Annotated in this window: 11 protein-coding genes; 2 read left to right on the forward strand and 9 right to left on the reverse strand. The window is 36.8% G+C overall.

Annotated features, from left to right (window positions below; genetic code table 11):
* From EHQ62_RS02050 to EHQ62_RS02060, 3 genes are read right to left on the reverse strand one after another with little or no spacing between them, the layout of a single operon-like run.
* Window positions 1–2,265: an NAD(P)-binding domain-containing protein gene (locus tag EHQ62_RS02050; protein WP_135640582.1), complete on the reverse strand. Its 2,265-nt coding sequence runs from the start codon at window positions 2,263–2,265 to the stop codon at window positions 1–3.
* Window positions 2,266–2,306: 41 nt separating this feature from the next.
* Window positions 2,307–3,584 carry a sensor histidine kinase gene (locus EHQ62_RS02055; protein ID WP_244241593.1) on the reverse strand — a complete coding sequence of 426 codons (1,278 nt, stop codon included), beginning with the start codon at window positions 3,582–3,584 and terminating at the stop codon, window positions 2,307–2,309.
* Window positions 3,585–3,607: 23 nt separating this feature from the next.
* Complete coding sequence (locus tag EHQ62_RS02060) at window positions 3,608–5,479, reverse strand: PP2C family protein-serine/threonine phosphatase (protein WP_425269517.1); 1,872 nt, start codon at window positions 5,477–5,479, stop codon at window positions 3,608–3,610.
* Between the two features lie 529 nt (window positions 5,480–6,008).
* Between EHQ62_RS02060 and perRA the strand changes: the two genes are divergently transcribed.
* A complete protein-coding gene (perRA, locus tag EHQ62_RS02065) occupies window positions 6,009–6,437 on the forward strand; it encodes a peroxide-responsive transcriptional repressor PerRA (RefSeq protein ID WP_135640584.1) in 429 nt (142 codons plus the stop codon).
* Window positions 6,434–7,402, forward strand: coding sequence for a ketopantoate reductase family protein (locus EHQ62_RS02070; protein WP_135640585.1), 969 nt, complete (start codon window positions 6,434–6,436; stop codon window positions 7,400–7,402). The genes perRA and EHQ62_RS02070 overlap by 4 nt, the downstream gene beginning before the upstream one ends.
* A gap of 18 nt (window positions 7,403–7,420) precedes the next feature.
* Here EHQ62_RS02070 and EHQ62_RS02075 read toward each other — a convergent pair whose 3' ends face one another.
* Genes EHQ62_RS02075 through EHQ62_RS02100 form a run of 6 tightly spaced genes read right to left on the reverse strand, consistent with a single transcriptional unit; the run spans window position 7,421 to window position 13,208 of the window.
* Entirely contained in the window at window positions 7,421–7,735 is a 315-nt protein-coding gene (locus EHQ62_RS02075; RefSeq protein WP_135640586.1) for a winged helix-turn-helix transcriptional regulator, read from the reverse strand.
* A 6-nt stretch (window positions 7,736–7,741) separates the two neighbouring features.
* Window positions 7,742–8,137 (reverse strand): DoxX family protein, encoded by a 396-nt coding sequence (locus EHQ62_RS02080; protein WP_208720599.1) that lies wholly within the window; start codon window positions 8,135–8,137, stop codon window positions 7,742–7,744.
* A 51-nt stretch (window positions 8,138–8,188) separates the two neighbouring features.
* Window positions 8,189–9,397 carry a Crp/Fnr family transcriptional regulator gene (locus tag EHQ62_RS02085; protein ID WP_135640588.1) on the reverse strand — a complete coding sequence of 403 codons (1,209 nt, stop codon included), beginning with the start codon at window positions 9,395–9,397 and terminating at the stop codon, window positions 8,189–8,191.
* 41 nt (window positions 9,398–9,438) lie between these two features.
* Window positions 9,439–10,833, reverse strand: coding sequence for an alkaline phosphatase family protein (locus EHQ62_RS02090; RefSeq protein ID WP_135640589.1), 1,395 nt, complete (start codon window positions 10,831–10,833; stop codon window positions 9,439–9,441).
* Window positions 10,834–10,836: 3 nt separating this feature from the next.
* Window positions 10,837–12,048, reverse strand: a complete 1,212-nt coding sequence (eboE, locus tag EHQ62_RS02095; protein ID WP_135640590.1) for a metabolite traffic protein EboE — start codon at window positions 12,046–12,048, stop codon at window positions 10,837–10,839.
* A complete protein-coding gene (locus EHQ62_RS02100) occupies window positions 12,045–13,208 on the reverse strand; it encodes a 3-dehydroquinate synthase (RefSeq protein WP_135640652.1) in 1,164 nt (387 codons plus the stop codon). The genes eboE and EHQ62_RS02100 overlap by 4 nt, the downstream gene beginning before the upstream one ends.

A 13,208-nucleotide genomic window follows, 5' to 3' on the forward strand; every position in this document is an offset into this window, starting at 1 on the left:
TTACGATTCCTTTCCTGACGCATCCAAACGATCATAGGAAATATGCCCATTTTTCACTGTGCCAAAGCGTAAAACATCTGTTGGGCAAAGTGAAACACATGCCGAACAACGTACACATTGTACACTATCCATGGGGATCCCACGACTTGCATATCCCATTACATCGATCCCTTGGTGGCAGTTTTTTGTGCAAATATTGCAGGAAATACATTTTTTTTTGTCAGAAAAAATTCGGAAGGAACTAAATCTCGCATAGATGTGCATTAGAGAGGCCAAAGGACAAAACATCCGACACCACACTCTCCCAGAGTATAAAAAATAAAAACCTACTCCAATGACACCTGCCAATCCAATATCAACAGCTAAATCATAAATCCATTTTGTAGAATCTGCAAACACTTCTCCCAAAGACAAAATTGGAAGGAAAGATTTACCAAAAACTCCAACTAATTTTAATAAGGTTATCACAAAAGCAAAGAAGAGTATGTATTGACCGGAATGTTCCAAACGATATGCTGTTTGGCTATGTGGCATTTTTTGTCTATGTTCATCGCCCAGTGTTTCTGCAAGGCCACCACAGGAACAGATCCATCCACAATATGCCCCTTTTCCATATCGATATACTAAAAATGGGATCAATCCAAAACTCATAAACAAACCATAAACCAACCAAAATGTTGTGATCCCGCCATCATACAAAACACCCATATTCAATGGCCAAGCCAAAATCAAACCATAGGCTTTCCAATAAGCATCACCTGGAAAAATCTCCCTTCTGATAAACCCATCCTCGGAACCCAATAAGCCATTTTCACCTAACTTAGGCAGTATGATCTCTGGCAGTAAAAACAAAAAGAAAATTTGAATTCCAATCAGAGTTAAAGTTTGGTAAAAAATATAATTTGTTTTGCGAACCAAAATCCTTCTGATCCCAAATACCAAAATCGTAAGTGAATATAAAAAGGTATAATGGAAAGAAGGAGTTTTTCCAAACAATTGAAATTGGAAATATGTCGATGATAAATAAACAAAGAAAAAATAACCTAGGACAAAAACAAAATAAAAACTTTTAAATACTTTCCAGAAACTACTTTTGAATTGTCCTGCTTTCCAATAAAGAACTCCAAAAGCGATCATACAAATTGCCGAAATTACCGATGCGAATGTTGCCAGTGCAGAAAACCAACCTGGTCCATACATGGCCGACTTACCGAAATACGCTGTTGTTGCAAAAGAAAATAAGGCACCAAATCCAACCCAATCAAGTAACTTTTTTTGGTTCTGTAATTTGATACCGACTCGTTCCAAAAATCCGATGGGTGGCAATGTTCCGATTAGAACAAATACCATTTCGGTTTTTATCTTCACTGCTTTGTCTTTTGTTTTGATAAGAACAGCAGATTGTATAATTTCCGTTAGTTGTGACTCATAAAGTATTTTGATTTTACCATCTATTTCCAATCGTTTGATCCGATTTACGTTTTCAGTTTTTGCTCTCTGAAACTCTGCACCCCTGTGTACCAATGTAATTTCTTTTGCATAATCGGAACATTGTATGACAGCCTCAAGAGCCGTGTCACCACCACCTACAATCACAACTGATTGGCCAAGGCAGTCTTTCGGATCAATCAATCGGTAAAAAACTTGAGAACTACTTTCCCCCGGGATTCCCAGTTTTTTTGGATCTCCCGACTTCCCCATTGCAATGACAATCGCATTGGTTTCAATTTTTTCTCCCGATTCGGTTTCTAATATATAACCAATAGAATCCATTTTTATATGGATCACTCGTTGGTTCGTTTTTATATTGATTGGATTCTCTTTCAAGTATCTATTCAAATCTTCTAACAATAATTCTTTAGTTGTATCTTTAATAATTAACTTTGATTTGGTGGGATAAAGTTTTGGTTCTGCAAAAATTGGTTTCTGATTGGGATAACTTTGAATGGTTTGAAACGGTAAATTCGATTCTAAAACAAGATATTTTTTACCTAAACGATTCCCTTCCAAAGCACATGAAATTCCTGCCGGTCCTCCACCAATGATCACAGCATCATAGCGATCATTATTACGACTTTGGATCGAATTCCAAACATTTACTCCACTTTCACAAGCCAATTTCAGAAGTGGAACACCCGTTAAATCTCCAATCACAAATACATTCGGTAAATTTGTTTCGAATGTTTCTGAAATCTCTGGATAGATTTCAACAGAACCCGTTGGTGCCGATTTTCTCAACCAATCAAAATAAAATTTAGGCCACATACTCAATGATTGGACTGGATCTTTGAAAAAAAGAAATCAAATTACAAAGAAGTAGGAATTTGAATTCTGATTTTTGTACCAATATTTGGAGAACTTGTCAAAGTCATCATACAACCTTGGTTTTTTAACATTTCAGAACAAACGAGTAACCCAAGGCCTGTACCCTTTTCTCCTTGGGTACCAAAGGTGGTAGGAAATGGTTTCCCTGCATAAATTTGTTGGATTTGTTCGACTGACATTCCAATCCCAGAATCCGAAATGATGAGTTCGACAAAATTGGGATCTTGGATCACTGCTACATTGATTTTGGCATTAGGAAAAGAAAATTTAATGGCATTCGAAAATAGATTTCGTATCACAGTGCTTATCATACGTTCATCACAGTGGACAAACACATTCGCTGGTACCTGCAGTTCCCATTGGATGCCTTTATCACTTGCTTGCAAATTTAAAATCTCCTTTGCATTCTGAATCATTTTGGAAAGATTTACGGAATCTAAATTGATCGGAATCTTCTTTGATTCACTCCTAACCCAATCTAATAAATTTTCTAAAACTAAGTAGGATTGATTTGTACTTTTTTTGAGTTCTTTTAAAGCGACAATTAGCTCATCCTTATCGGGCGTTGTTTCCGTTAAAAAACCCAAAAAAGAATTCATTGTTCCAATGGGACCTTTTAGATCATGAGCCAAAATAGAAAAAATTCGATCCTTATGCGCATTCGTACGAATCATCTCTTTTTGGATTCGATTAGTGTTTCTTAAAAAATAAAACATGATAAGAGCCACAAAGAACAAACAGGATACAACTGAGTTTACACGAAAAAGTTCTTGTACTGACTCGTCATAAATTAATGTACCTTCTGCAAACACTCCAGGGGATCCAAAAAACTCAAACCAAACATACAATAAATTATTATATAAAAATACAAATAAGATCCAGAATTTTTCTTCATAAGAAAAAATGACAAAAGGTGAAAGGGCAAATACAAGAAAATAATAATAAAACCCAGATGAATTTCCAAAACTTATCACGCATGCAAAAAAAACTGGAATTGTGATTGTAACAACTGTTATGATACGAGCTAAAGAATATTTTTCTTTGTAGTTTAGATATAAGATGTATACAAGGGTAATGATTACTGAAAAATGAATGCCATTCATGATCCAAAAATTGGGTGCATTGACATATGTAAATAAAACAGAATATTGAAAATTGGAAACGATTCCAAGAACAGCGATTAAATTGACAAGTTGCACACGAACAGATGTTTGCAAATCCATTTGCTTGCGAACACCTAAGTTTAGAACGGTTCGCAAACGCAACTTTCCCAATCCTACTTTCATAAGAAATCGATCGTAAAGTATGTTACATCATCTGACAATCGAAAAGTAAAATTTTTAATTTGGTTCTTGATTTTTTCGTTTAAATCCTTTGGAGAAAGCAAAATTCCTTCCAAAAGTGTTTCTTTTAATCGGACTTCTCCGAACATTTCCTTTTCTCTGTTATGACTTTCCGTAATCCCATCGGTATAAAAAAAGAAACGATCTCCTGAGATTAGGGAATGCGAAAAACTTTCCAACTGAACATCTTTTTTCCAACCCATGATGGGGCCTCTACCAGATAACGGATTTAAGGTGCCGTCTTTCCGATTGATATGGAAAGGACTTGGATGGCCCATCACTGAATAAGATAACATCCGTTTTTTTAAGTCAAAATGGCTTGCGACAGCTGTGATATAGTTTTTTTCAACGACTGGTAACATTTTTGCATTTAACTCATGTAAAAATGAGGATGGGTCTTTCAATTTTGGGGCAATTTCTAAAAAATTTACCTTTAACATGCTGGCAATCAGTGCTGCAGCAATCCCATGCCCCAATACATCACAAAGAATGAATGTTATGCTTCCATCATCATGGATGAAAAAATCAAAGTAATCCCCACCAATTTTTTCCATTGGCATAAAAACAGATGTAACACTTAAATCTAAATGTTTGAATTCCATCGGTGGAATTAGTTTGGATTGCAAACTTGCAGCCATCAACAAATCATCATGAAGGATTTTATATTGTTTCTGAAGTTCTTGGGTACGGAGGGTGACAATCATTTCCAAGGATTCGTTTAAATTTCTTAACTCTCTTTTTGTACGAGAACTTTGGATCGCAATGGCAAGGACACCAGAAAACAAAAAAGTTAAGATTCCATATTGTGTTAAATATGCATTTTTTCCAGTGATCACATCTGTTAATACATCAGCGATTCCAAAGAAGGTTGCAACGAGTGCACCTAAAGAAACAACAATGGCTTCAGTCGATTTTTTATAATTTTTTGCCAATAGTTCTATTAAAATGGGTACTTTGATTCCAAGTAAGACATACCAAATATAAACAAAATAAAATCTTTGGTCGGGATTCATCTCAAAAAGTTGGATGAGTGCCAGAACAGTATCGAAGAAAAAAGTTAAAAAAGCAATTTTTGTAATCTTACGATCAAAAAGAGTATGAACAAATAACATGATAAATACGGGGAAAATAAATTGGCAAAAAAACAAAAGTCGAACAAGGATCTCGGGGTGGATTCCCAAAAAGTGGATTTTATTTAAGACAGGCAATCGCCAACAAACAAAGAAGATGGCTGTTCCGGCTAGATACAATCCCGACTTAGAGGATCGATTGAGAGCATAACCAATCGCTTGTTGTAAAAAAATTCCAAAAAATAATGCAGCCATAACAATCTGATTCACATCTTCATAAATCATTTTGTCTTTGATTTCATTTTGTGTACCGAAGAGTGGGATGGAGCGAAACATCCCACAACGAAATTCAGATTCACGGCATTCAACAAGAACTTCCAAATGATTTTCCCCAACAACAATTAGGGAATTTGGAATTTCATAATAACGAACCTTATGCCAATATGCGTAATAGTTCGGTGTTAAACTTCCCGTTTCACCAATTTTGATTCCATTCCAAAACGTTTGGTCTGCAGAGTGAATTCGGTCTAAATAAACTGAAACGGATGAATCAGGGAAATTTGAAATCGGTATTGTTAGGTGGTATTTTCCTCGAAGGGGTATTTGATAACCTTGGTTCACAAGTGGAACACCTACTTGGATTTTTTTGGGGCTGAGTTCCCCTTCCAATTGGAATGTCCAACCTTCTTCCAGTGATTTGACTTCAGCTGAAACCGAAGTAAGAGCCGCACAAAGCCCCACCAGAATGAATAACAATCGGAAACAAGGTTTCTGTCCTAACCCATTTACTAGATAAGCTAGATTCCCAGTTCTTTGGCTAAGGATCCCTTGTTTTCCAAATCCAACTCGATTGTTTCTATTTCTGAGAATCACCGTGAGGATTAGATTGCCAAATCTCGGGAGTGCAAGGATTTTTTTATCTGGTAAAACCAAACATAAAGGAGATTTTTACACTCGCTGTAAAAATCAATTTCAGGAATCATCACCTAATTTATGCTAACTATACGATACAATTTCCAAAGCCATTGGATTCCAAAATAGCGTCATTTTTGATGCTTTGAAAAACCCATTGTTCTTTTCCCCTGGCAGAGATCCTGAGAGATCACGGATCCAATTGCCTATGTTTTACGTAAATTCCCAATGAATTGTAGTGAAAATAGTGAATTCCATTCGAAAGGAACCGCCGATCAAAAGTTTTTCGCTTAGTTTAGCCTTTTAGACTTAGTCTAATTATTGACAAATATCCAAGAGGAGGGAAATTGTGAACGGAATGGATCTAAGTTACCAGAAAACAAAAGAATTATTGGAATCTCATGGGATTCGGCCTACCTCGCAACGGTTGGAAATGGCCCACCTCCTCCTTGAGAAACACCAACATTTGTTTGCGGAGGAAGTGTTCCATTTGGTAAACACCCACTTCCCACATGCATCTCGGGCGACCATTTTCAATAACCTAAAACTATTCGCTGAAAAAGGACTTCTCGGGACTTTGGAACTCAAATCGGGTGTCACACATTTCGATTCGAACACAGATGTACACCACCACGCCCTGAATGAAAATTCCGGTGAAATTGTGGACATTGAGCTGAACCAAACCTTGGAAGAAAAAGTCCTTTCCGAGCTTAAAGAAAGTTATTTTCAGAAAACTGGAAAACAACTGGAAAACGCAAAACTTGTCATTACCCTAAGAGGGAAATGAAATCTCCTACCATCGCTTTTTGTGGCATTGGTTCTGTCACAGTCACCATCTTACACGCGTTATACCAAAATGGCATCCCCTTCACCATCCTATGCCAAGACAAAACAAGGATGGAAAATTTAAAAACACCCATTCGATTCAAAGGTCCGAATCAAAAGACTACAGTTCTCAACCTTACCAATCACTTACAGATGGTCGACTCTGCCACTATGCCCTTTGATTATATTTTCCTTGGATGTAAAAATCAATCCTTGGAAAATTACACCACGAATACAAAACACTTATTGCAAGCAGATGGAAAATGGATTTTCATTCAGAATGGTCTGCCAGAAAATCATTTTCTTTCTCTTAGAGACAAAATCATCGGTGGTGTCGTCGGTTGGAACACACAAGTCCTTTCGGATGGATCATATTATCAATCCAATGTGGGAAGTTTGATTTTGGGTGATGCAATCGGGAAAAAACCGGATCCAAGTTGGCATCAATTCCTGGAACCTTGGATTCCAGTTGTTCTCACCGAACGTCTGCAAGGTTTTCGTTGGCACAAACTCGCAATCAATGCAATCATCAACGGTCTTGCTGCTTCAAAACAATCTAGTTTGGGGGAGTTATTTTTGAATTGGAAATCCAGAAACGAAGCCATCGAGATTCTTTCTGAAATCAAAAAAATAATGAAAAAACTACAAGTAGAAGAGGAAGTAGTCCCCGGTTCGTTTCCCATTCAAAAATTAGGTGATGGAGAAAATGCACTTCCAAAATGGATTCGCCATTTGGTTCTCATAGTCCTTGGTTTGAAATACTTTAAAATCAGAACTTCTATGGTGCAAGATTTGGATCACAAACGTAAAACAGAAATTAATTTTATCAATGGCGAAGTGATCCAAGTTGCCAAATCACTTGGTGTTCCAGTTCCTTTTAATGAAAAAGTGGTTTCGGCAGTCATCAGACTAGAAAAAAACTTTTGATACGAAGCGAATAGAAAGTTACTTCCCTAATTTCAATAATTCTGAAATCGAATGATTTGCTTCTAATGGATGGCGGAGTTTTTGATCGGTTTGGATGATGTACTGGTTACGCCTTCCATCTTTACTTTTTTGTAAAATGGAGGCATCCACCAAATCCTTTACAATTGTTTGTACGGCGCGTTCCGTAATTCCAACGAGGACTGCCACATCTTTTAGGCGCATTTCTGGGTCCTTACTCAAACAAATCAAAACATGAGAGTGATTCGATAAAAACGTCCACTGACCAATCTTTTTAGTAGCCTCTTTCGGTTTTCCTTTTTGATCTTTCATCATTCAGATTTAAACCTTGTGATCCATGTCTTGTTCTGAAAACTTTACATCTCTTACAGCCCAAGCCCAATAGATGAATAAAAATTGTAACGGTAACCTTGCATAAAGTGCCCAAATTGGGAAACCAAAATCTTTTCCCTCTAAAGCTTCCACCAACATATTGATATTCGCTGGGTAAATCGCAAGTAACAAGAGTATGATTCCGAAACAAGCTAATTTTCGCATACGTTCATACAAAACCAAAAGGCCTAACGTGATTTCTGAAAGTCCACTTGTGACATTTAACAATTCATGAAATGGCAAATAATCGGGCATCATTTCCAAGTAAAATTCGGGAGAAAAAAAATGGTTTGCGCCCGCAAAAATGTAAAACAAAGCCAAAGAATAAACGAAAAACTTTTTCATCACCGAACTAAATCACAATTTTAGAAAAATTCATACTCATTTTAGAGGGGATTAAGCAACAATTTGCCCTTCTTTCGATTTAAAGTGACCTAGTTTTTCCTCCAATCGTTTCCGACTTTTGATCGTAATTCGATTTGGTTCGATCACAAGGTTTGTGTCCGCTTTGAATTCATCGATACTTTCTTGTTTGAGTTTGATGATGCCACACATATTACAAAGTTCGTCCATTTGGATATAAATGGTATGAGGGGTAGACAAACTAACATCCAAATTTCTCCCCAAACGAATGTCTTGGTCACGAATTGAATTATACAAATAAGCATACAACCTTGTGACAGGAGTTTTTAATCTTAATATGACAAGCCTCTGGTGAGAAAACCAAATCCTTCTCGCAATGCTTTCAAAGATTTTTTGTAATAAAGAAGGGCCAACCGACTCAAATAAATTTTCAGGAGTGACTCGTAAAATCTTACTTTTGGTTTCTGTGATCGCAGAGGCCATTCTTGGTGCATTGTCAATAAGAGACATCTCACCAAAAATTTCACCTGGACCTAGGACATCGATGACGTATTCGAATCCACGAACAATTCCAAACAGTTTTACATTTCCTTCTAATACAACATAGATCTCATTACTTTTTTCACTTTCGACAAATAGGATCTCTCCCGCTTCCAAAGTGGATTGCATATTCTCCCATTGGAAAGGTTTATAAGAAGTTCCAACAGATTTATATAATTCTAAAGCTTCGGGAACACTGTCAGTTGAGTTGTTCTCTTTTGACCATTTCAAAAATGCTTGTAACGAATAAGCGGCCAAACCTGGTTTTTGCCAAGTGAGGTATGTGCGTGCATTCTGTACCAATCTTTCTGGATGGTATTCCCTGTCGGCCGGTTTATTGGCTTTGGAAAGGTGTTTTTGTAGTGTTCTCAGTTCTCTCGAATAAAGGCCCAAGATTTTCATGGCCAACTCTTTCCGTTCTTTTAAATAAGAACCAAGGAGGCGAATGGGAATCTGTACAAGTTCCACATCGGTATCAGCAAACAATGTAACAAGAAATCGATGTTCGGTGAGAGCAGAAACCAATCCAAAACTATCCCCTGCCTCATAAAAAGCAAGTTCGTGGTCGACCACGATATGCTCTGAATCAACGGCAACTCGCCCGGACTTTACAATGAAAAAATTTCCCGTATTAATGGAATTTTGGACAACTATGGCTGCCCCTTTGGAATATGTTACAATTTTGATATCTTCTGCGGACACTGTTTTAAAAAGAACGATTTCTATGGGTACGAGTCAAACATTTAAATCTTCGTGGTCATCTGATCCCAAATGAAATCGTACACTTTTATAGCAGAAATTTCTTTCTTGGGAAGTGGGATTTCCGTAGATAAAATGGGGTAAAAATCAAGGTTTTCTGGGATCCTACCATGTGAACCTCTGACAAGCGTTGCATCGAGTGGGATAAAATCCATCAAATACCGAAAGCCTAGCTTTTTGCGAAGCAGGGTTAAAATCACCCTAAGTTTTGCCATTTTCTTTTTTGGATCTAAAAATAACTCAGCTGGATCATAACCTGGTTTCCTGTGGATATCCACCAAACGTGCGTAATCTGGTGCATTTTTTTCGTCTAACCAATAGTAATAAGTAAACCAAAATCCATCTTTTGATACCAAAACTAAGTCACCGGATCGACTATGATTTAACTGAAATCGTTTTTGTTCGTTTTTGTCTAAAACCAAATCTACACCTTTGATTTGTTTTGCGATCTGTTTTACCTTCTGGACAACGGAAGCATCTTTACAATAAATGTGAGCCACTTGGTGATCAGAAACTGAAAATGCTTTTGAAGCTCCTGGATCTAAATGTTCATACCACCGTTCTCTCCTTACTTCTAATAATTGGTTTTCACGTAAAATCCGATTGATATGAATTGGTGTTGAAACATTTGAAATTCCATATTCAGATAAAATGACCACTTTAGTTTTTTGACTTTCATAATAGGTGATTAATTCTTTTAAGACCTCATCCAATTCCAAAAGTTCTTTTTTTAGTTTGTTGGTATCATTTCCGTACTTTTGTAATCCGTAATCGAGGTGAGGTAAATAAACCAAACTGAGTGTTGGGTTGTATTTTCTGTCTACATAAAGAGTTGCATCTTTAATCCATTTGGTTGACTTAATATTTGTATTGGGACCCCAAAAATGAAACAAAGGGAATTGTCCGAATTTTTTTTGAAGTTCATCACGAAGTTCCGGAGGATTTGAATAACAATCAGGAGTTTTGATACCATCAGCATGATATTGTGGCCTTGGTGTAACAGAATAGTCTGCAGATGAGTACATATTGTACCACCAAAACATTTTTGCACAGGTAAAACTGGGATCTATCTTTTTTGCCCTTTCCCAAATTTTTTCACCAACCACCAAGTGATTTGATTGTTTCCAAAATTTAATCTCAGAATCGGATCGATCATACCAACCATTACCAACGATTCCATGTTCATTTGGCCACTTCCCCGTAAGATATGTACTTTGTACACTTGTTGTGACGGCAGGTAACATTGGTTTGATGTATGTTTTGTTTCGTTTCTCTAAGTAGCCGTTTAAAAATGGTGTGTATTGTGAAAGGATTGATTGGGATAATCCAACCACATCGATTACAACCGTTTTATGGAATTTTTGTTTTGTAGATTTCATAGTTTATATTTGAGAATTTGATTCTAAAAATGATCTTAGCCATTTCAATTCACGGATGATGGATTTGTCAATTGGCAATTGAGAGTTCTTTGGCAAAACATTCCATGTGTATGTTTCCACTTCTAAAATATGACTCAAATGATCTTTTTTATGTTCGGTTAATACCAGTTTCAATTCTTCTTGTGTGGATAAAAATGTTCCATAAGTTTCCAAAAAAATAGGAACATGAAAATGAATCCTCCACTCATCCAACCTGTTTGCACCCGCATCCAATGCTAAATTTAAATCCCGATACGATCTCTTTTCTCCATCTTTCGTAATCGCAACAACTTGGTGGAGGTATTTTTTTTCATCAAATGGTTTTAAGGAATGTAGTAATTCCCCAACATTCTCTTGAAACTTTACCTTTAAAGCAGAACTCACTTGGATACGCCCAACTTTGATCCCTAATCGTTTTAACTCAGAAAACAGAAACGGATTCACTTCATAAGTCACTGCTAAGTGGCAAACATCGAGACAAAGTCTGATATGATTTTTGGTCTGTTCTTCTGCGGATTGGGAATCAAATCCAAATTCATCCATTAAAACAGGAAATGCAGCTGGAAGAAGATCAGAAGTATACCAAATGACCCAGTCCAAAAAGCAACCTAACATTCCATCAGGTTCTGGTTCGATATCCAAGTGTAAGGTTTTTCCTGTTGCCTTTTGGATACGAATCAAAGTTAGGAGGGTTTGTATGATTTGTTCTGTTGATTTACTTTTACGTACATTTCGATCATTTACGTTTGTGTCGAAATATAAATATGATAGAGGTACAGTGGATACACCACCTTCTTCGTTAGCTGGTAACAACTCCATTAAGATGGTGAATAAACGTTGGGTATACTCAATTCGATTCTGATCCGACCAATCTGGTTGGTAAACAGCTTCTTTGACCACATCTGTGTGAAACCCACCATAAGGGAATCCATTGATGCCTATGACATAGAATGATTCTTGTTCCAACCAATTCTGAAATTCCAATAGTTGATTTTCTTCGATTAAAGAGAGAGAAGCTTCATTGGAAAGTCTGAGTCCAATTCCCATTGGTTGATTTGGAGAAATTTCCTTTTTAATAAGAGGCAAATGGATCCGTAATTCTTGAAAATGATCAACCCATGATTCACCAGGATGGATATTCGTACAATACGTTAGGTGACCAAATTCTGTTTTCATTTCATTTCTAACAATCGTGAAAATGCTGTTTGTAAAAGTGGTTCGTTGACTTCATAAATTTCGGTAGAAGAACCAATGCCATTTAACATCAAAAGTGTAAGTTTTCCACCAAGATGTTCCCGGAATTCCCTTAAAGCACTGGGTAAATTCTTATACCCATTTTCGACTAATGCTTGATGATCAAACGAGAATCCAAATATTTTGAGTAATAGAATGATCCTATCTAAATCCTCCGTGCGAAGCAATCCAATCAAATTTGAATAAATGGAATCAAGTGCAATCCCACAAGCAACAGCTTCCCCATGTCGGATCGAAAAATTAGAGAGATACTCTAATTTATGGGCAAACCAATGTCCAAAATCAAGTGGACGAGAAGAACCAAATTCAAAAGGATCTCCTTTGGAAATATGTGACATGTGTAAATTGGCACATTGGTAAATAAGAGACTGCATAACACTTAACTCCCGCTTGGTGCAAGAATCAGAATTGGTTTCAAGCCATTCAAAAAATAGTTTATCTTTAATCAATGCTACTTTAATCGCTTCCGCAACCCCAGACCGCCAATCTCTCTCTTCTAAACTCGTTAAAAAATGGCAGTCATTAAACACAGCAACAGGCGGTGCAAAGGTTCCTAAAAAATTTTTTTTGCCATAAAAGTTAATACTATTTTTGACACCTACACCCGAATCATTTTGGGATAAAACAGTTGTTGGGATTCGAATCAATCGTATCCCTCTATGGGAGACCGCCGCTGCATAACCCACTAAATCCAAAATGGCCCCTCCACCAATTCCCATCACATAGGAATGGCGATCAACACCATAGGTATTGATCGCAGATACGATGGTTTCCCAATGGACGGTTTGATTTTTACATTCTTCACCACCAACAATCTTTAAGATTGGTTCTATGAGTTGCAAATGAGGAATCTTATTTCGAAAATAAGTTTTAATTTCAGAAATCAAATGTGGATGGTACTTCACAACCTCTGCATCGGTGACGACCAATACTTTTTTTTCTGATACAGACAATCCATCATGATCAAAAAAATCCTTTAAACATACATTTTCAGAATCAAACAAATGTTGAGTGAAAAAAACTTCATACCGAAAGGATACTTGGAATTCGGAAGTTATTTTGTTTGGGAATTCTTCATTCAT

This window comes from Leptospira jelokensis (genome assembly GCF_004769635.1).
Classification (GTDB): Bacteria; Spirochaetota; Leptospiria; order Leptospirales; family Leptospiraceae; genus Leptospira_A; species Leptospira_A jelokensis.